This is a genomic window from Pseudomonas sp. B22129 (assembly GCF_044218875.1).
Lineage (GTDB): Bacteria > Pseudomonadota > Gammaproteobacteria > Pseudomonadales > Pseudomonadaceae > Aquipseudomonas.
Genome location: NZ_CP162592.1, coordinates 3,481,516 through 3,501,818, shown reverse-complemented (window position 1 = coordinate 3,501,818; position 20,303 = coordinate 3,481,516). Strand labels below are relative to the sequence as shown.

Here is a 20,303-nt window from a genome sequence, read left to right as displayed (position 1 = left end):
GTTACATCACGCTTCGCTGGCTACGCGTGGCTGACGCTCGCGCACAACGACGGGCGTCTTTTCCTTCTCCTTCTCCAACCGCATGCAACTTTCCAGAAACAGGTACATGTAGTCGTAGCTCTTGCACACGGCCTGGCGCAGCTCCACCTGCAAGGCTTTGGTCGGGTTCATCCCGGCCAGGGTGCAGATGATTTCCAGGGCTTCCCACGGATGGGCATCGTCGTACTGCGCGTGCATCTTCAACCACTTCATCGCGCGCTTGCGGTCTTCCTCGGGGAAGGCGGCCGCGTACACGCCGGTAGAGCAGACCACGGCGGACCACTCCCCAGTCGCCCCCTCGATCGCATAGTTGGTGGCGGCAATCGCGACAATCAACGAATCCGCCGAACTCGTGTGCCAGCACCAGTGGCTCAGTGCGTGCAACTCAGGCGGGACGTTCTGCGCTTGCAGTTCTTCCAGGCTTACGCCATGGGCGCGGGCCCAATGAACCCAATAGTCCGCGTGGTTCAGTTCCACGCGGATATTGCGCATCAGCCAACGCCGCGCCATATCCTCCCCAGGATGGCGGGCAAACTTGGTTTTGGTGAGGTTCTGTGCCATGTACAAGGCAAACTGTTCAACCACTGGCCAGCCACCGATCAGGTAGTGGCGCAGGGTCTTGGCGCTGAGCGTGTTGTCGCGCATGCGCTGATACAGTTCGTGTTCGACAACTCGGCGCTTGCTCTCGCTGCAGTCCTGGATGAGCTTTTGCGCCCAGGCAGGGTAACTGGAGGCTTCCATAAGCGGGCCGGTTCTGTTGAATGTGTCGATCACTGTAGGGCTCCTTTTTTAGTGTGATGTACAGACCAGCAAATGTTTCAGCGGAATGTGCCGGGCGCCTTGAATAACAGAGGCTGCGGCCGCACGGGTCGGCACTGCAAGCTATCAAAGGTAAACAATTGCGGGCGTTCAATCAGGTAGCCCTGAGCGTAATCCACACCTATCTCAAGTAAAGCCTGTTCGATTTGCGGTGTTTCAACAAACTCGGCAATTGTGCGCTTACCCATGACATGGCCGATGTGATTGATCACTTCGACCATGGCGCGGTTAATCGGGTCGTCCAGCATATCCTTTACGAAACTTCCATCGATCTTCAGGAAGTCTACAGGTAAATGTTTGAGATAGGCGAATGAGGACATTCCGGCACAAAAGTCATCCAGCGAAAAATGACAACCTAACGCTTTGAGTTCATTAATAAAACGAATGGCACTGCCCAAATTTGCGATAGCACTGGTTTCTGTTATTTCAAAACAGATCATTGTGGGGGGAATGTTATAAGAGTCGAATTTCTCACGTAAAAAACCGAGAAAGTCGTCATCCCCAATAGTGATACCTGACAGATTTATCGCACACATAGCCATAGGCCGGCCCGGGCGTTCGCACAGGCAATCGGCAATAATTTTAAATACATTTTCAACCACCCACCGATCCAGCGAAGTCATCAGGCCGTAACGTTCGGCGGCCGGAATAAAGCTGTCGGGCAAAATGATTCTGCCGGCCTCATCGTGCAGACGCAGCAGGATTTCAATATGGCCAGTGCCGCCATCAGTCTGGCCCAATGGCGAAATTTCCTGCGCATACAAACAGAACCGGTTTTCTTCCAGGGCCATATGCAGGCGCTGCACCCAAGCCATTTCACCAAAACGCAGGGACAACTCAGAGTCGTCGGCATGGTAGACCTGCACACGGTTGCGGCCCTTTTCCTTGGCCATGTAGCACGCCATGTCGGCGGCGCGCAGCGAGGTTTCAAGGGTAGTCGGGGTTTGCGATATATGTACCAGGCCAATGCTCACGGTGGTCATGAAGGGCCGGCCTTTCCACACAAAATGCAGGCTTTGCACGGTATGGCGCAGGCTCTCGGCAATTTTTTCCGCCACCGGCGCCGGGCAGTTCTCCAGCAAAATGCCGAACTCGTCGCCACCCAGCCGCGCCAGGGTGTCGCCCTCGCGCAAGTCTGATTGCAGCAGTGCACAAATGTGCCGCAGCAGTTCATCGCCCGCCGCATGGCCGCAGGTATCGTTGACCAGTTTGAACTGGTCAAGATCAAGGAACATCAGGGCGTGCCGTCCATTCTGCTGACGCCCGACCTGGTGCAGCACCTGCTCCAGGCGGTATTCGAATTCGCGGCGGTTGGCCAGGCCGGTCAGGGCGTCGTGGGTCGCCTGCCACGACAGATTGGCGATGTACTGACGCTCCTGCGTCATGTCATGCAGCACCAGCACCGCGCCGCTGACCTTGCCGGCACTGCGGATCGGTGCCCCCACCAGGGTGACCGACACCGTGCTGCCGTCCAGGCGCTGGATCAGCTTGGAATGTTCGCTGCCACCGCTGAGTTGGCCCTTGATAATGTGTTCGATCAGGGTAAAACCGTCGGGCTCGGCGTTTTCATCCAGCAGTTTGAACAGCGCGGCCAGCGGCAGGCCCTGGGCCTGGCTTGACTTCCAGTGAGTCAGCGCCTCAGCCGCCGGGTTCATATAGGCAATGGCACCGTCGACGTCAGTGGTAATGACGCCATCGCCGATCGATTCCAGGGTGATCTGCGCCCGCTCCTTCTCCGCCTGAAGGGCATTAGCAAAGGCATGGCGCTGGGTCAACAGCTTGTGGGTGCGCAGCAGCGCCAAGGCGATCAGGCCCAGAGCGGTGGCCAGGTTGGTGATCAGCAACAGGCGCAAAATCATGCGTGAGCCTTCACCCAGGGCATCGCTGAAGGCCTTGGCGGCCGGTGTCACACCGTCATTGATCGCGATGATGCGCGCCTTCCATTGGCGTACCTGGTTGCCACTCACCTGATCGCTGCTGACCGCGCGGTGCATCTCCTGAGCCAGTTCATCGAGTTGCACCAGGTAACCGTCGCCGACAGTCCACAGTTCAATGGCTTTTTCCAGGTAACTGAAGTGGCGAAAATTGAGATAGAGCCAGATCAGGCTGGAGACGTCGTCCGGGTGGTTGCCGCCTTTAAGAATGCCGTGGCGCGCGGCCACCAGGTCTGGCGTGGGGTGGTCCAGGGCAATACGCAACTCGTGCCCGCCCTGGGGCACCGCGATGGCCTGCTGGTATTTGAGGAAGGTCGTTTCTTCGCGATTATCTGCATAGAGCGTCAGGTAATAGATGGCGTCCTTCTGGCCCTTGGACCACAAGCTTTCACCGGCCACATAGCCGCGCACGGCTGAAAGCACGTAGAGACTGACGCAGCCCAACAATGCCTGGAACAACACAACGGCGATAAAGGGCCAGACGATGCCCAACAGCCGAGGCGTTCCGAGAGTCCGCTTTTGCTTCATGAAGTCCCTTGCACATGCACTGCTGGATACGCACGCGAAAAACCGCTTCCGATAGCACAGCCTAGGCTAAATCAACGTACTTGTTGCAAGTGCCCGTAAAGCTTGGCGTACAAACCCCCATCGGCAATCAGCTGCTGATGATCGCCGTCCTCAGCGATATGACCACCGTCAAACACCAATACTCGATCAGCCTGCTTCACTGCCGACAGGCGGTGGGCGATGATCAGTGTAGTACGGCCACTGAGAAACCGCGCCAGCGCCTGGTGCAGGTTGTATTCGGTGGCGGCGTCCAGTGCGGAAGTCGCCTCGTCCAGAATCACCACTTTGGGTTCGGCCAGCACCATCCGGGCGATGGCCAGTCGCTGGCGCTGCCCGCCGGAAAAGCGCACGCCAGAACGCCCCACTACACTGTCCAGGCCCTGGGGCAAGGCCTTGACGGTCGCCTCCAGTTGGGCAATTTCCAGTGCCTGCCAGCAGGCCTGGTCCGTGCGTTCGCGGCCCATGGTCAGGTTGGCACGCACGGTGTCGTTAAACAGCGCCGGGTGTTGCAGCACCACGGCGACGTTTTCACGAATGGTTTCCAGGCCAATGGCTTGCTGGGTCGCGCCACCGAAGCGAATGCTGCCCGCTTGCGGCGTATAGAGCCCCAGCAACAATTGCACCAGGGTACTTTTGCCGCCGCCGCTGGCACCCACAATCGCCACCTTTTCACCCGGCGCAATGGCCAGGTTCAACCCGTCGAGTACCCGCTCTTCGCCATAGCCGAAGTTCAGGCCGCGGACCTCAATGCCTACCGTCTCACGCCCGGTGAAAGGATCTTCCCCGCCAGCGTATTGCGGCTCATCGGCACGCGCCAGCAGTTCGTTGATACGCGTCACCGCCCCGCCCGCCGCGTAATAGGCGTATTGCAGGTTCAAAAGCTGTTCCACCGGGCCAATCATGAACCACAGGTAGCTGAACACGGCGAGCATCTGGCCGATGGACAGGTCGGAAAACAGCACCGTGAGCATCGCCGCCGCGCGAAAGATGTCGATGCCGAACTGAAACAGCAAACCGCTGGCGCGGCTGGAGGCGTCGGTTTTCCACTGCGAGTGAATGGCGTAGTCACGCACTTCCTGGGCTCGCTGGCCCAAACGCCCCAAGAAAAAACCCTGGCGGTTGCCTGCACGCACTTCCTGGATAGCGTCCAGCGTCTCGGTCAGCGCCTGGGTGAAACGCGAGGTGCTGTCGTTTTCCAGTTTTTTCAGGTGTTTGACGCGCTTGCCCAACTGCACCGTGGCGTAGATCACCAGCGGGTTGAACAAAAGGATCAGCAAGGCCAGTTGCCAATGCATCCACACCAGAATCGCGGACGTCCCCACCAGTGTCAGCATGGCCACCAGGAAACGGCTGAGGGTTTCGCCGACGAATTTGTCCAGCGTATCCAGGTCGGTGACCAGGTGCGTGGTGACGGTGCCGCTGCCCAGGCTTTCGTACTCACCGAGGGAAATGCGTTTAAGCCGCTCGATCAGGCGCACGCGGATGCGGTACACAATGTCCTTGGCCAGCCGTGCAAACAGCCGCGCCTGGACCACGTTGAACACCAGCGCGCCACAACGCAGGGCCAGGGTCACCAGCAGCATCAGGCCGATGTAGCCGGCAGCCTTCTGCCAGCCCAGCGGCAGTGCGTGGTTCATCACTTTCAGCGCGGCATCGCCATGGCCGAGCAGCACTTCGTCTACCAGCAAAGGCAACAGCAGGGGAATGGGCACGCTGCAGAGCGTCGCCAGCACGGCAACGCCATTGGCGATCCACAAGGACTTCTTGTGGCGCAGGGCCAGGCGGCGAATTTCCGCCCAGGTCAGGCGGTCGGTGCGTTTGGGCTGCTCGTGGGTGTCTGGCTGATCATGCACAGGTTGCTCGCTCCAGCCATCGGCCCAACAAAGGCGACAGCTCGGTCAGCGGCTGGTAACCGTTGGTCAACAAAGCCAATTGCCCATTGCGCTCGGCCAACAACGTGGGGAAACCGGCAATGCCCAGATCCTGCACCCAGGTGAAATCGGCAGCCGTCGCGGCATGCTGTTCGGCACGGTCAAACTCGCCGGCAAACTCGATGCGCGGGATACCGGCCTGCTCAGCCAGTTCCACCAGTACGCTGGCGAGGGTCACATCGCGACCCTCGACATAAAACGCGCGCTGGATCAGCCCCAGCAGTTTCCAGGCGCAGTCCGGCGCCAGGCTGCGCGCAGTGACGATGGCGCGACAGGCGGGCTCGGTGTCATACACAAAACCGTCCGGCAATGCCCCTTCCCGCTTGAACGGCTGGCCAGTGGCGTCGGTGACTGCCTGCCAGTGCTCAAGAATGTAGCGCCGCGTCGCCGGCTCCAGCGCCGCGCCGCTGCCGGTGCGCAAGCCACCCACCACCAGATGCAACTCCACGCCGGCCGCCTGGGCCTGCTCCACCAACGCCTCGGCCACCGGGGCAAAGCCCCAGCACCAGGAACACATCGGGTCCATCACATAGAGCAGGCGCGCGGGCATGGGTCAGGCCTCGGAAGGGGTTTGCTTGTAGTTGAAGCCAATCGGGTGCGGCATGTTGCGGGCCTTGGCCAGCTCGATCTGCTTTTGCCGGTCAATCGCACTGCGACGGGTCTTCTCCGGCAGCTTATCCCAGCAATGCGGGCAACTGATGCCGGCCACATAGTGCTCGGACGCGCGGTCTTCGACGCTCACCGGTGTACGGCAGGCATGACATTGATCGTAGTCGCCTTCGCTCAAGTCGTGACGCACGGTCACGCGGTTATCGAACACAAAGCAGTCGCCCTGCCATTTGGTCTCTTCCTGCGGCACCTCTTCGAGGTACTTCAGAATGCCACCCTTGAGGTGGTACACCTCATCGAAGCCTTCGCTGAGCATGTAGCTCGACGCCTTCTCACAGCGAATGCCGCCGGTGCAGAACATGGCGACTTTCTTGTGCTTGGCCGGGTCGAAATTGGCTTTGATGTAGTCGGGAAATTCGCGAAAACTGGTGGTCTTCGGGTCGATTGCGCCTTCAAAAGTACCGATCGACACCTCGTAATCGTTGCGGGTGTCGATCAACAATACTTCAGGGTCGCTGATCAGCGCGTTCCAGTCTTGCGGGTCGACGTAGGTGCCGACTTTTTTGTTCGGGTCCACGCCTTCAACGCCCAGGGTCACGATCTCTTTCTTGAGCTTGACCTTGGTGCGGTAGAACGGCTGGTCGTCGCAGTACGATTCTTTGTGGTCGATGTCGTCCATGCGCGGGTCGTTCTTCAGCCAGGCCATCAGGCCGTCAATGCCTTCGCGGCTGCCGGAAACAGTGCCGTTGATGCCTTCTTCGGCGATCAGCAAAGTGCCTTTGATGCCGTTGTCGACCATCGCCTGCAGCAGTGGCTCGCGCAGGGCGACGTAATCTTCGAGGGTGACGAACTTATACAGTGCCGCCACGACAATCGGTTGAGTCATGGGTGTTCTCTCCAGGTGGCTACCCTCGTAAGGGGTGAACCGGATGCAAAAAAAACGCGCCGGCTAAGCGGCGCGTTGCGGATTCTAACAAATGCCCGGTGTCAGAGACACCCAATCATCAGTCATGCCCGCCGGCGCAGGTCGGCGAGGCCGGGGCTGCGTCGATTTTCGCCCATTCATCGGGCGTGTAGGTATGCAGCGCCAACGCATGAAACTCGCTCATCAGGTCACCGAGGGTGGCGTAGACCGTCTGGTGGCGCTTGACGCGGTTAAGCCCCTCGAACTGCTGGCTGACCAGCACGGCCTTGAAGTGGGTCTGCAACCCACGGCTGTGCATGTGGCTTTCGTCCAGCACGCTCAAGTGTTGCGGGCCCAGGGCGGCGAGCGCCGTTTCGATACGCTGTTGCATGGTCATTCCTGCTTACTTCTTCTTGGCCGGAGCGGCGGCTTTGGCCGGTGCCAGCTCGTTGGTCATGTCTTCCAGCAGCTTGTTGACCACCGGCACGGCGCTTTCCAGCTTGGCCTGGGTCATCTGGGCCGATTGCTGGGTCAGCTGCGGCATTTTTTCCAGGACTTTCTTGCCCAGTGGAGACTGGTAGAAGGCAACCAGGTCCTTGAGCTCGGATTCGCTGAAGTTGGTGGTGTAGAGCTTGACCATGTCCGGTTTCAGCTTCGGCCAGCCGATAGCCTGGTCCAGGGCGGCGTTGGCCTTGGCCTGGTAGCTGTCCAGTACGGACTGCTTGGCGGCAGGCGCCTTGGTCTGTTCGAAACGCTGGGCGAACATTTGCTGCACTTGCATGTACACCGGGGTACCCAGCTTGTCAGCGTGGGCCAGGGTAAGGAAGGCTTCGGCACTGGCGTTATGGCTGGCGGTATCGGCAAAAACCTGGCCGCTGGCGCAAACCAGAGCAACCGCGGTACAGATGGCACGAAGACGAGTCATCGAGTTTCCTTTTCTAGCAGGCGAGGTAAGACCCCAAGGGCGACCATTCTGCGCCTAAAAAACCTCGCGGCTCAACCCCAGGCCTTGTAGGACTTGGTTTTGCGGGGCCGACGGCCGATGAAACGTCTTTTATGGAACCCCACTGGCCGATCACAGCCTAAACTGCGCAAACGAACCTGAAGGAGTGTGCCCGATGAGCCGTATCGAAACCGACAGCCTGGGAGAAGTCCACGTCCCGGATGACGCTTACTGGGGCGCTCAGACCCAACGTTCGCTGGTGAATTTCGCCATCGGCGAGCAACGCATGCCGCTGGCGGTATTGCACGCCCTGGCCCTGATCAAGAAGGCCGCCGCACGGGTCAACGACCGCAACGGCGACCTGCCCGCCGACATCGCCCGCCTGATCGAACAGGCCGCCGATGAAGTGCTCGCAGGCCAACATGACGACCAGTTCCCGCTGGTGGTCTGGCAGACCGGCAGCGGCACCCAAAGCAACATGAACGCCAACGAAGTGATCGCCGGCCGCGCCAACGAATTGTCGGGCAAGGCCCGTGGCGGAAAGAGCCCGGTACACCCCAACGATCATGTGAACCGGTCACAGAGTTCCAACGATTGCTTCCCCACCGCCATGAGCATCGCAGCGGTGCAGGCCATCCACCAACAGCTGTTGCCGGCCATCGGTAATCTGTCCGGCGGCTTGGCGGAGCTGTCGGCGCGGCATGTGAAGCTGGTGAAAACCGGCCGTACCCACATGATGGATGCGACGCCGATCACTTTTGGGCAAGAACTCTCGGCGTTTATCGCCCAACTTGATTACGCCGAGCGCGCGCTGCGCAGCGCCCTGCCCGCCGTCTGCGAACTGGCCCAGGGCGGCACTGCGGTCGGCACCGGCCTGAATTCGCCCCACGGCTTTGGCGAGGCGATTGCCTCCGAGCTGGCCGCCTTGTCAGGCTTGCCGTTCGTGACCGCGCCGAACAAGTTCGCCGCCCTCTCCGGCCACGAGCCGCTGGTCACGCTGCACGGGGCCCTGAAAACCCTGGCCGTGGCCCTGATGAAACTGGCCAACGACTTGCGCCTGTTGGGCTCCGGCCCGCGTGCGGGGCTTGCCGAGGTCAAGTTGCCGGCCAACGAGCCGGGCAGTTCGATCATGCCGGGCAAGGTCAACCCGACCCAGTGCGAAGCGCTGTCGATGCTGGCGTGCCAGGTGCTGGGCAATGACGTGACCATCGGCATTGCCGCCAGCCAAGGGCACTTGCAGTTGAACGTGTACAAACCGGTGATCATCCACAACCTGCTGGAATCGATCCGCCTGCTGGCCGACGGCTGCAACAACTTCCAGGAACACTGTGTGGCGGGCCTTGAGCCCGACGCCGAGCAGATGGCCGAACACCTGGAGCGCGGGCTGATGCTGGTGACGGCGCTCAACCCGCATATCGGCTACGACAAGTCAGCGCAGATCGCCAAGAAGGCCTACGCCGAAGGCCTGACCCTGCGCCAGGCCGCGCTGGACCTGGGCTTTCTCACGGATGCCGAGTTTGACCAGTGGGTGCGCCCACAAAACATGCTTGAAGCCGGGCACTAAGACGCCAGACGCAACCGCCGGGCCTTGAGCCCGGCCACCAGCGACGGCGCGAGCGCCACGGTCGCCGAGCCCAGCATCACCACCAACGCCCCGGCATAGCCCAGGGCGTTGATCTCTTCGGCCTGGACAAAATCGGGCCACAACCACGCCGCCAACGCCACCGCCACAAAGGTCACCAAGGGCGTAAGCGCCAGGGTCGCGCTGACCCGTGAAGCCTCCCAATGCGCCAAGGCTTCGGCAAAGGCGCCATAGGCCACCAGCGTGTTCATGCAGCAGGCCAACAGCAGCCAGCCTTGCAGCGGGCTCAAGTCCAGCGCTTCCAGCGGATGGGCCCACGGCGTGAGCAGCACGGCACACGACAGGTAGATCACCATCATCACTTGCAGCGAATTCCATACCGTCAGCAATTGCTTCTGGCCCAGGGCGTAGAACACCCAAATGGTGGTGGCGAGCAAAATTGTCAGCACGCCCGCCGTATAGGTGCCGAGGGACGTCAGCATTTCCACCAGCCGCTGGTTGAAGAACAACCCGAAGCCAATGATCAGCACCACCAGCCCCACCCCCTGCCCCAGGCTGAAACGCTCCTTGAACACGAACACACTGGCGACCATCAGAAAGATCGGCCCCATCTGCACCACCAACTGCGCCGTGCCGGGGCTGAGCATTTTCAGGCCGACCAGATACAGCACGTAGTTGCCCACCAGGCCGCACACCGCCATCCCCACCAGCCAGCCGCCCTTGGGGCCCAAGACCTTGCGGCTGGGCAAACGCCGGGTCAACGCCAGGTAGATAAACAAGCAACTGCCGGCAACGACCAGGCGAAACCAGGTGACGGTGATCGGGTCCATCACTTGCAGAACCTGCTTGAGTTTGATCGGCAGGATGCCCCAGAGAAACGCAGTCAACAGGGTCAAGCCAAAGCCGTAGACCCAGCGACCGGAAGAGATGTGCATGAGCGCCCCGAATGCCTGAGGAAGTGGTGGGGCATTCTAGAGGTAAGCAGAAGAGTTGGGCTACGACACAATTTAAATGTGGGAGCTGGCTTGCCTGAGATAGCGCAGTGGCAGCCAAAGAATGGTTGACTGATACACCGCCATCGCAGGCAAGCCAGCTCCCACATTTTTGATCCGGTTTCTTCAGTAAGATTTAACGCACGGCTTCGAACAGGCCGGTAGCCCCCATGCCGCCGCCCACGCACATAGTGACGATGCCATAACGCAGGTTGCGCCGTTGCAGCTCACGCACCAGGTGCCCTACCTGCCGCGAACCGGTCATGCCGAACGGGTGACCGATGGAAATCGAGCCGCCGTTGACGTTGTATTTCGCATTATCAATTTCCAGGCGATTGCGCGCATACAGGCACTGCGACGCGAACGCCTCATTGAGCTCCCACAGGTCGATATCCGCCACCTGCAAGCCCTTGGCCTTGAGCAATTTGGGCACCGAGAACACCGGGCCGATGCCCATTTCGTCCGGTTCGCAACCGGCCACGGTGAAGCCGCGGAAAAACGCCTTGGGCTTGAGCCCCAGTTCCAGGGCCTTTTCCAGGCTCATTACCAGGGTCATCGAAGCACCGTCGGACAGTTGCGACGAGTTGCCCGCCGTCACCGAGCCGTCTTCGGCAAACACCGGTTTCAAGCCTTGCAGGCTGGCCAGCGTGGTGTCGGGGCGGTTGCAGTCGTCGCGATCCACCACGCCGTCGAGCACCTGCACCGCGCCAGTGTTCTTGTCTTCGACTTTATACTTGACCGCCATCGGCACGATTTCGTCGTCGAACAAGCCGTCGGCCTGGGCCTGAGCTGTACGCTGCTGGCTTTGCAGGGCGTACAGGTCCTGCGCTTCGCGGCTGACGTTGTAGCGGCGCGCGACGATCTCAGCGGTTTGGCCCATGGGGAAATAGATGCCCGGCACCTGCTCCTTGAGCAGCGGGTTGATCAGGTTGTCGGTGTTGACGCTTTTCATGGTCAGGCTGATGGATTCCACGCCGCCCGCCACAATGATGTCGCTGCAACCCGAGGCAATCTGGTTGGCCGCAATGGCGATCGCCTGCAAGCCCGAGGAGCAAAAGCGGTTCAGGGTCATGCCCGCCACGCCAGTGCCCAGTTGCGAGAGCACGGCCACGTTTCGGCCGATGTTGTAACCCTGGGCGCCTTCGTTGGAGCCGGCGCCGACAATGCAGTCTTCCACCGTGGCCGGGTCGATGCCATTGCGCGTCAGCAGCGCATTGACGCAATGGGCGGCCATGTCATCGGGGCGGGTATGGTTGAACTTGCCGCGAAAGGATTTGGCCAGGCCGGTTCGCACGCTGTCGACGATCACTACTTCACGCATGGGCTACCTCGATCTTGTGGTTGTTGGGAGATGGATCGAGCATAGATCCAGGTATTCCCAACCGCGACGATCATTCACCCCGCCTATACAAAAGCATGACCGCACTGCCTCTTTTATTTCTTTTTCTTCTTGTCGTGCTTGTCGGTCTTGTCGAACGCCTCTTCCAGCGCCCGGTTGATCGTGCGCAGCACCTTGACCCGCGCCCAGCGTTTGTCGTTGGCTTCCACCAAGGTCCAGGGCGCGATTTCGGTGCTGGTGCGGTCGACCATATCGCCCACGGCGGCGCGGTATTCGTCCCACTTGTCGCGGTTGCGCCAGTCGTCTTCGGTGATTTTGAAGCGTTTGAACGGGATGTCTTCACGGGCCTGGAAACGCTCCAGTTGCGTGTCCTTGTCGATGGCCAGCCAGAACTTGACCACGATCACGCCCGCGTCGCGCAATTGCTCTTCGAAGTCATTGATCTCGCCATAGGCGCGCATCCAGTCCGCCGGCGTGCAGAAGCCTTCGATGCGCTCCACCAGCACGCGGCCGTACCAGGAGCGGTCGAACACGGTGAACATGCCGCGCGCCGGAATTTTCTGCCAGAAGCGCCACAGATACGGCTGGGCACGCTCGTCTTCACTCGGCGCGGCAATCGGCACGATGTGGTACTGACGCGGGTCCAGCGCCGCCGCCACCCGGCGGATCGCACCGCCCTTGCCCGCTGCGTCATTGCCTTCAAACACGGTGACCAGCGCGTGCTTGCGCATGCGTTTGTCGCGCATCAAACCCGAAAAACGCGCCTGCTCGGTGATCAGTTGTTCTTCGTAATCGTCCTTTTCCAGGCGCTGATTCAGGTCGAGGCTGTCCAGCAGGCTCTTCTTGTCCACCGACGCAATCAACGGCGCCGGGTTCATGCCACTGGCCTTGCCCTTGGGTACTTTCAGCGCGTTTTGCAGGCTTTCGAGGAGGATCTTGCCCACCGTGAGGCTGCGGTAATGCGCATCCACGCCTTCGATCACATGCCACGGCGCATAGTCGCGGCTGGTACGGCGCAGGATGCGTTCACCGAAATGCACAAACTTGTCGTAGGTTTCGGACTGCTGCCAATCCAGCGGGCTGATGCGCCAGCTGTGCAGCGGGTCATCGGCCAGGGCCTTGAGCCGCGCTTTCATTTGCTTCTTGGAGAGGTGGAACCAGAACTTGAAGATCAGCGCGCCTTCATCGCAGAGCATTTTCTCCAGGCGCTCGGCACCGGCAATGGCCTGGTCCAGGCGTGCGTCCTTGATCTGCCCGTGCACCCGGCTTTGCAGCATCTGGCTGTACCAGTTGCCGAAAAAGATGCCCATGCGGCCCTTGGCCGGCAATTGGCGCCAGTAGCGCCAGGCCGGTGGGCGCGCCAGTTCTTCGTCGGTTTGCTGGTCGAAGGTGCGCACCTCGATCAGGCGCGGGTCCATCCATTCATTGAGCAGCTTGACGGTCTCGCCCTTGCCGGCGCCTTCGATGCCGTTGATCAAAATAATCACCGGGAAGCGTTTCTGCTGTTGCAGTTCGTACTGCACCTCCAGCAGGGCTTCACGCAGGGCCGGGACTTCGGCGTCGTAGGTGTCTTTGTCGATGGCGTGACCGATTTCGGCGGATTCGAACATGGGCAGCTCCGTTTCAAGATGGATCAAGACTAGCGGATTGGGCAACAACACGCGGGAGGAAATTCCACCCGCGCTTGCCGTGGGTCAAATCATTGCCGGTTGATCGGCTAGAATGGCCGCCTTGTCTTTACCGAGCCGCCCATGAACCCCATCACCCACGCCCAGCTCGACTGGGATGACCAAGGCCGCCCGCACTCGCGGGTGTTCGACGACGTGTACTTTTCCGATAAGTCGGGCCTTGATGAAACCCGCTATGTGTTCCTTGAACAGAACCGTTTGCAGGCGCGCTTTGCGGCGTTGCCGGCGGGCGGGCGGTTGGTGATTGGTGAGACCGGTTTCGGCACCGGCCTGAATTTCCTGTGCGCCTGGCAATTGTTCGATCAGCACGCCGTGGCGGGTGCGCGACTGCATTTTGTCAGCGTGGAAAAATACCCGCTGAGCCACGCCGACCTGCAACGCGCCCTCGCCCTCTGGCCCGAGCTTGCACCGTTTGCCGAGCAACTGTTGGCGCAGTACATCGCCATCCATCAAGGCTTCCAGCGTCTGGTGCTGGACAACGGCCGCGTGACCCTGACCCTGTTGATTGGCGACGCCCTGGAGCAATTGCCGCAGCTGGACGCACAGATCGACGCGTGGTTTCTCGACGGTTTCGCCCCGGCGAAAAACCCCGACATGTGGACCGCCGAACTGTTTGCCGAACTGGCACGCCTGGCCGCACCCGGCTCGACCATCAGCACCTTTACCAGCACCGGCTGGGTGCGGCGGCTGATCAATGCGGCGGGTTTCAAGATGAAGCGCACACCGGGCATCGGCCACAAGTGGGAGATCCTGCGCGGCGAATTCCTCGGCTGGCCCGAGGAAACACCCGCGCCCCCGGCGGCCAAGCCATGGTTCGCACGGCCGCCCGCAATTACTGGCGAGCGCCACGCGATGGTCATCGGCGGCGGCCTGGCCGGGTGCGCCACCGCCGCCAGCCTCGCCGCTCGTGGTTGGCGCGTCAGCCTGCTGGAGCGCCACGCCGCTCTGGCTCAAGAGGCTTCAGGCAATCCACAGGGCGTGTTGTATCTGAAGCTTTCGGCCCATGGCACGGCGTTGTCGCAGTTGATTCTGAGCGGTTTCGGCCATACCCGGCGCTTGCTGGAACACTTGCATCGCGGTGTCGATTGGGACGGTTGCGGTGTGCTGCAATTGGCGTTCGACGCCAAGGAAACCGAGCGCCAGGCGCAGTTGGCCGCAGCGTTTGCACCCCAGTTGTTGCACGTGTTGGACAAAGAGCAGGCGCAAACGCGCGCGGGCATTCAATTGGCCCAGGGCGGCCTGTTTTTCCCCGAAGGCGGTTGGGTGCATCCGCCTGCGCTGTGCCAGTGGCAAGCGGCGCATCCGCTGATTGAAGTCCTCCCCCATCATGAAACGCTTGAACTGCGCCGGGTCGACGATCATTGGCAAGCCCTCGACAGCGATCATGTGCTGGCAAGCGCCAGCGTGGTGGTGCTCGCTGGCGCCGCCGAGATCAAGCGTTTCCCGTTCAGCGCCGACCTGCCGCTCAAGCGCATTCGCGGGCAAATCACCCGGCTGGCGCAAACCCCGGCGAGCGAAGCATTGGCCACCGTGGTCTGTGCCGAAGGCTACGTCGCCCCTGCGCGCCTGGGTGAACACACCCTTGGCGCCAGTTTCGACTTTAAGAGTGACGACCTGACGCCGACAGCTGCCGAACATGCAGGCAACCTGACGATGCTGCGGGAAATATCCGAAGACTTGCTGCACCGCCTGGGCGCCGACAGGCTGGCACCCGAACAGCTGGAGGGCCGCGCCGCGTTCCGTTGCACCAGCCCCGATTACCTGCCCATCGTCGGGCCACTGGCTGATCTCGCGACATTCAACCAGGCCTATGCCGTACTGAGCAAAGACGCCCGGCATGTGCCGGACACCTCTTGCCCCTGGCTGCCGGACCTGTACGTCAACAGCGGGCACGGTTCACGCGGGCTGGTAACCGCTCCCCTGTGCGGCGAACTGGTCGCAGCATGGATTAATGAGGAGCCGCTGCCACTGCCGCGCAGCGTTGCCGAGGCCTGCCACCCCAATCGATTTGCCCTGCGCAGGTTGATCCGCAACGTCGCCACCAAGACTTAGGGGATCGCGCACGCCCCCTGACGGCCGAGCACATCCTGCCTCAATACCTCCCGGGTCAGGTGCTCCAGCTCGGCTTTTTCAGCCGCCATTCGTTCGGCCCGAAGGTTGGCCGCCTGCACGGTGTAATCACCATTTTTCAGCGTGCGGCGCACCTCGAAAAGCCCGTCCATGCGAGTGTCGTAAGGCTCTCTCACCGCCTGAAAACGTGCCTCATGGGTGCTTTCGAGGTGTTCCCTCCAGAGGGGTAACTCCACCAGGAAATCCAACAGTCGGGCAGACTGCTCCTGCGCATTGACGATGTCGCGCGCGGCGGCCAAATCCGCGGCCGTCACGCCACTCAACTCAACGCGATGAATATACCGAGGCTGGTTCGGCAAGTTCAGCTCACTGGCGAGGCCGCTTCGAAACGCCAGGTTGACCTCCAGCGCATCGACTCCCGGATGCTCCGCTACATAGTCACTGGCCAAGCGTTGCACACGATCAAGGCGAAACAGCCGCGTGGCCAGTTCCAGTAACTGCGCCTGCGTCAACTGCCCATCTCTGGAAAGCCGGGAGGCCTCATGCCTCTCCACCACCACTTCAAGATTGCTGAAGCTTTCCGCGGCAGCGTTATCGCAGTTAAGCCTCGTTGCCGCAAAATCAAAGAGTTCCTCACGTAAACGGGTGTCGGAGCCACAGGCATCAAGCACACGCCATACGCGCCGTTCCAAATCTTCCCGGACGAGAATCGCGTCTTGAGTACTGCCCAGTTGTGCCAGCACGTTGAAAAAACCGTCAGTATTCGGCTCATCCCGGAGCCCGACCCAAGTACGGTTTTTCTCGGCAAAATCAGCCGCACGTTGATCGGGCAACCAGTTCTCACGCGCCTTTTGTTCGGTCAAATGTGCGATGTCATCTTCCTGATACCCCATGCCCACACCATAGTTCGCCCGGTAGTCACGCAATAATTGCTGACTGCGCGGGTCCAGCGGATTCAATTTCAAGTTGAATGCCTGGGCATACTTGGGTTTCATATCGCTCACCCAACCCGGCAGTTCGCTGATCAAATTGGCGCTCAAATCAAGTTTTTCCAGGTAGGGCACTTGATCAGCGCCGTAGGGGAGCTCCATGAGCTGGCAATTGTTGAGCATCAGTTTGCGCAGCTTCGACAGGCCGCTGACATCAGGCGGGTTCAGCAGCTTGTTACCGGTCAAAATCAACACCTGCAAGCTGTGCATTTTGCCCAAAGTGGCACGGGTATGCTGGGTGAGTTGCAGACCATTGTGGGTGAGGTTCAAGTACTCCAGCGCGGACATATGGGACAACGCCTCAGGCAACCGGGTGACGTGGTTTCCTGAAAGGCTCAAATATCTCAGGTTCTTGAAGTGTTTGAGAAAGTATGCAACCGAGTGGTCCAGCTTCATGTCGTTAAGGGACAGTACCTCCAGATGATCGAACTGGACATGTGCCGGCAGCATGGGCAATGGTGCTCCCAGCATTGAGTCCAACGAAAGACTCTCCACGCTGTTGCCGTGGTGATTGCCCCCGTGAAGCATACGTTTCCAGGCCTGCTCAATGGCTGTGGCCACCTGATATCGAGTCAGTCGGTAGTCCGATAACGGGGTATCTTGAGGGTTGTAAGCCGAACGGTCGCTGCGCCAGATTTTCAAGGCGCGGTGCAGCGCAGCAAATTGCTGCTCCAAGGCTTCAACGGCTTTGGCTTGAGTCAACGCCTCAGTGCCTGCTCCCTGGATCAATTGGGACAGTTGGCCGTCATCCATCAGCGGATAAAGCCTTCTCAGTTTTCGCATCAGCGCGGGCGCGACAGGCGGCAATGCCGGAGGTGAAGCCTGAATACAGGAGGCAACCGGGGCCTCAACCGGGGCCTGCTCAGCCCATAAATACTCCCGCATCCGATGTCGCTGATCCCGGGTCGTTGCGCGAATACGGCTGAGCAGTTGCTGCGGCGCCCAATCACCCTGCAGGTTCAGGCGGGCCCGCTGGAGCGCGGGCACAGTATCGAGCAACGCCCGATAGAACCCGTAAGGGCCGCCAGCTTTATTGCCCAAGGGTTGGCTCTCTTTATCAAAGGCCTGGAAACCCTCGGCCGTCTGGACCAGTGTGCATTTGGTCCTGGCCGAAGACCGGCCTGCCTCGGCCAATACCTCGCCCCTGATACTCTGCTGGCGAAGTTGCAGGAATATATCGCGAGGCCAGCCCGACAAGTGTTGCGTTGCGCCAAGGGCGATGCGTCGGGTTGCAGGCAAGGCCTGCTCCGGCAGGTACAAACCCGTCAACGCACAATCGACCTGCATACGCCCGACCGCTTTGCGCGCGCGCTCGGCAAGCCCCAGTGACACACGGCCGGAGATGCGCAGACGGCGACGCTGCACGTCAGTGGCCTTGCTCAACAGCTCCCACGCCATGCGGTTGGAAAGTTCAGGATGGGCGTCTTTAAGGGTTTTCAAGACGCCCTTTGCGAGGCCGTCCTGATCCTCATACAACACCTGGGTCAGCGCCTGTTGCCGGGCGTTGAGGGTGTCCAACAACCGCCGCTGAAGCAACGTCTGCGCCTGGTCCGATGTGACCGATTGGCCCAACAGCGTGCTGCGTTCCTCATCGCTCAACGCCTGCAACAACGTCTGCATCACCTGACCCTCCTTGAGCTGGCGTTGGGTGATATGGATACTCAAGTCTTCATAGTCGAAAGGTGCCACATCCGGGTAACTTTCCAGCAATACCTCGTCTTCGCCCAGCACCTCGAAAAAACGCCCCTTGGGCCACCCCGGCATCAGCGGCAAAGCCAGCATCTGGGTACGTGCCGTATCAGCCGCCGGGGTCTCACCGCGGCCCAGTTGCTCAATGAGATCGGCCACTTTGTGGTGCTGCTTGAAACGTGCCACGCAATCCTGGAAGCGTTGCGGCAAGGCCTCATGCGCCAGTGCCAGGCGTTGCACCTCTGGCAGGCTCATCTGCGTGATACCAGCGATGTCCTCCAGGTCCGTCTCGCTGATTGCTTCAAGGCCGGGGTCGAGCCGGGTCAAACCATAGCGCACGCTACGCCATTGCTCCGGCCGTTCAAACGCGTGTTGCCAGCCCCCCTGGAAGTTGTGATGCAGGGCTGGGCGGTAAGCCATCAGTCGTGACGGGTGGTTGATCCGCCATTGGCCGATTTGGGGATCAAAGGTCACCGAGTAAACCGAGCCCTCGATGTTGATCCACGATTGGCCGCGTGTCTGGAAAATACCTTTGCTATCCGCAGCCCACTGCTCTGCACCCTCCAAGCTCTGGCTATAGGGCGCCAATCGCGGTCGCCAGAGCCCGGAGCGATTGTCAGCGCGCGTGATCGCCTCAGTACCGTTGAAAAACTCCGTGGACAGCACCTTGGCCTTGAGCGAGCCGACGACTCGCCCTCCTATCGCAAACGCCACCATGGCCGCGAGGTTTTCACCGATATTCACCAGGTGTTGCAAGGCCTCGGCTTTGTCGCCATGGCTCCAGTCCTCAACCCCCTCGAACACCTCCCCGAGGATTTGCCCGATCGCCACGCCCATCATCAGTTGGCCGATCACCGGCACGAAAAACGCAGCCACATTCAGTACATCCAGACCCTCCTCCAGATAGGCCATCCACCGGTCTTCAGCGGCCTCCTCGTCCACCAAAGCCGCGGGTACCGCCAGCGCCAGAGCATCGCGCTGGATCTTTCCAGTGCAGGCATTGAAATAGAAATCCGAGAAATTGACGGTCACCGGCACAGGGTCAATACGCCCCAGGCGCTTGCCCTGGTCAAAGGTTTGAAAAAAACCGATACGGTCATTCTCATCCAGGCAGCCCTGGAAGTAAGCTCGATAAGAAGCCACCTGCAGCTTCAAGGTCAGGTAAGTCTTGAAGTCTTCCCATGCCTCGTATTCATACCAAGCCCTGACCGGTTCATTGGGCATGTACACCAAAAATGAACCATTGCCGAGGCTGCCGGGGTCGTCTTCACTCACCACCAATACGCCCCAGAGACAAGCGTCGTCGATATTCAGGCCCTGCCAGACCAGCAGTTTATTCAGGGGTGTCAGGAACGCCATTTCGCTGGCCGGGCGGTCAGCTTTGAGTAACTGGAGCAAGCGCTTACCCATCGCGGCGCTGACATCCCCCTTCGCACAGGCAATGTGCAAATCGATCTGCATGTCCAGGCGTTTGGACTGTCCGATAGACACCGCCCCCGGGTTGTAGCTGAGGCCGCCCTCGGGCTGTTCCCCCCAGCGCGGCACGGCAAACACATCACACAGATGGCGTTGGTAGGCCTCACCCAGGTCCAGTTCACGGCAATAACCGATGAACTGCTGTGCCGTGAGCCCCGGTACCTTTTCACGCGTCGCGGCGGAGCGAATCACGGCCAGTGACGACACGCCACCGGGCTTGGCCTGCGCCGCTTCGAAGTTGCGCATAGCCGCCTCCACCAAGCTGGACTTCTTCCAGGTAGTGGTTTCAATCCGTAGACCTGGCACGACGGGATGAGAACTGACCATGGACCCCGTGGGCAGCTCCAACTGATCATGCTCCACGTCCACATCCATGACCTCTTTGCTTAACAGAAACGTGTGCAGGCGCTCGACACAGAACTCATGCAGCGGTTGCACACGCGCAAGCAACGCGGTGACCTGACGGCGTGGATGCTCACTGTCGAGTTGGGCTTGCAACAAGGCCGCAAGGCTGACGGGAGAAGCCTCGACCAACCAAGGTGGCAAGGTCTGGCGCAGGACCCGCGCCTTATCCAGATCGCCCGTCACATCTAACAAGACTGCCAGCCGTTCATCTTCAGTCAGAGGTTCGGTGACTTCACTTAAATCGCGTTTTTCCATGATGGTCTTGCATCCAGGTTGCGCTGTAAATCCAGGACAAACCTTAAGCGCCCGACCCCCTGAAAAAGCATT

General features: G+C 60.4%; 13 protein-coding genes. 2 read left to right on the top strand and 11 right to left on the bottom strand.

Going from position 1 to position 20,303, the window contains the following annotated elements:
* Nucleotides 1–6 precede the first annotated feature (6 nt).
* The 7 genes from AB4P94_RS16145 to AB4P94_RS16115 form a co-directional block, all read right to left on the bottom strand.
* The gene (locus AB4P94_RS16145) at nt 7–780 is read right to left on the bottom strand and encodes a TenA family transcriptional regulator (protein ID WP_395611344.1); all 774 of its coding nucleotides are present in this window, start codon (nt 778–780) and stop codon (nt 7–9) included.
* Nucleotides 781–857: 77 nt separating this feature from the next.
* Nucleotides 858–3,320: an EAL domain-containing protein gene (locus AB4P94_RS16140; protein ID WP_395606397.1), complete on the bottom strand. Its 2,463-nt coding sequence runs from the start codon at nt 3,318–3,320 to the stop codon at nt 858–860.
* A 71-nt stretch (nt 3,321–3,391) separates the two neighbouring features.
* Nucleotides 3,392–5,212 (bottom strand): ABC transporter ATP-binding protein, encoded by a 1,821-nt coding sequence (locus tag AB4P94_RS16135; RefSeq protein WP_395606396.1) that lies wholly within the window; start codon nt 5,210–5,212, stop codon nt 3,392–3,394.
* Nucleotides 5,205–5,807 carry a DsbA family protein gene (locus AB4P94_RS16130; protein WP_395611343.1) on the bottom strand — a complete coding sequence of 201 codons (603 nt, stop codon included), beginning with the start codon at nt 5,805–5,807 and terminating at the stop codon, nt 5,205–5,207. The genes AB4P94_RS16135 and AB4P94_RS16130 overlap by 8 nt, the downstream gene beginning before the upstream one ends.
* A gap of 36 nt (nt 5,808–5,843) precedes the next feature.
* Nucleotides 5,844–6,785: a rhodanese-related sulfurtransferase gene (locus AB4P94_RS16125; protein WP_110622203.1), complete on the bottom strand. Its 942-nt coding sequence runs from the start codon at nt 6,783–6,785 to the stop codon at nt 5,844–5,846.
* 118 nt (nt 6,786–6,903) lie between these two features.
* Complete coding sequence (locus AB4P94_RS16120; protein WP_016970096.1) at nt 6,904–7,200, bottom strand: BolA family transcriptional regulator; 297 nt, start codon at nt 7,198–7,200, stop codon at nt 6,904–6,906.
* Nucleotides 7,201–7,206: 6 nt separating this feature from the next.
* Nucleotides 7,207–7,728 (bottom strand): DUF2059 domain-containing protein, encoded by a 522-nt coding sequence (locus tag AB4P94_RS16115; RefSeq protein WP_395606395.1) that lies wholly within the window; start codon nt 7,726–7,728, stop codon nt 7,207–7,209.
* 193 nt (nt 7,729–7,921) lie between these two features.
* Here AB4P94_RS16115 and AB4P94_RS16110 point away from each other — a divergent pair, with 193 nt between their 5' ends.
* A complete protein-coding gene (locus tag AB4P94_RS16110; RefSeq protein ID WP_395606394.1) occupies nt 7,922–9,310 on the top strand; it encodes a class II fumarate hydratase in 1,389 nt (462 codons plus the stop codon).
* On the opposite strand, the gene AB4P94_RS16105 is transcribed toward AB4P94_RS16110, so the two are convergent.
* From AB4P94_RS16105 to pap, 3 genes are all read right to left on the bottom strand, one after another.
* On the bottom strand, nt 9,307–10,263 hold the full coding sequence (locus tag AB4P94_RS16105; RefSeq protein WP_395606393.1) for a DMT family transporter: 957 nt from the start codon (nt 10,261–10,263) through the stop codon (nt 9,307–9,309). The two genes, AB4P94_RS16110 and AB4P94_RS16105, sit on opposite strands and share 4 nt — an antisense overlap.
* Nucleotides 10,264–10,456: 193 nt before the next feature.
* Nucleotides 10,457–11,641, bottom strand: coding sequence for a thiolase family protein (locus AB4P94_RS16100; RefSeq protein ID WP_395606392.1), 1,185 nt, complete (start codon nt 11,639–11,641; stop codon nt 10,457–10,459).
* A 113-nt stretch (nt 11,642–11,754) separates the two neighbouring features.
* Nucleotides 11,755–13,269 (bottom strand): polyphosphate:AMP phosphotransferase, encoded by a 1,515-nt coding sequence (gene pap, locus AB4P94_RS16095; RefSeq protein WP_395606391.1) that lies wholly within the window; start codon nt 13,267–13,269, stop codon nt 11,755–11,757.
* A gap of 141 nt (nt 13,270–13,410) precedes the next feature.
* On the opposite strand from pap, the gene mnmC reads away from it, so the two are divergent.
* Entirely contained in the window at nt 13,411–15,399 is a 1,989-nt protein-coding gene (mnmC, locus tag AB4P94_RS16090; protein ID WP_395606390.1) for a bifunctional tRNA (5-methylaminomethyl-2-thiouridine)(34)-methyltransferase MnmD/FAD-dependent 5-carboxymethylaminomethyl-2-thiouridine(34) oxidoreductase MnmC, read from the top strand.
* On the opposite strand, the gene AB4P94_RS16085 is transcribed toward mnmC, so the two are convergent.
* Nucleotides 15,396–20,231 (bottom strand): NEL-type E3 ubiquitin ligase domain-containing protein, encoded by a 4,836-nt coding sequence (locus AB4P94_RS16085; protein WP_395606389.1) that lies wholly within the window; start codon nt 20,229–20,231, stop codon nt 15,396–15,398. The genes mnmC and AB4P94_RS16085 overlap by 4 nt on opposite strands.
* Nucleotides 20,232–20,303 lie beyond the last annotated feature (72 nt).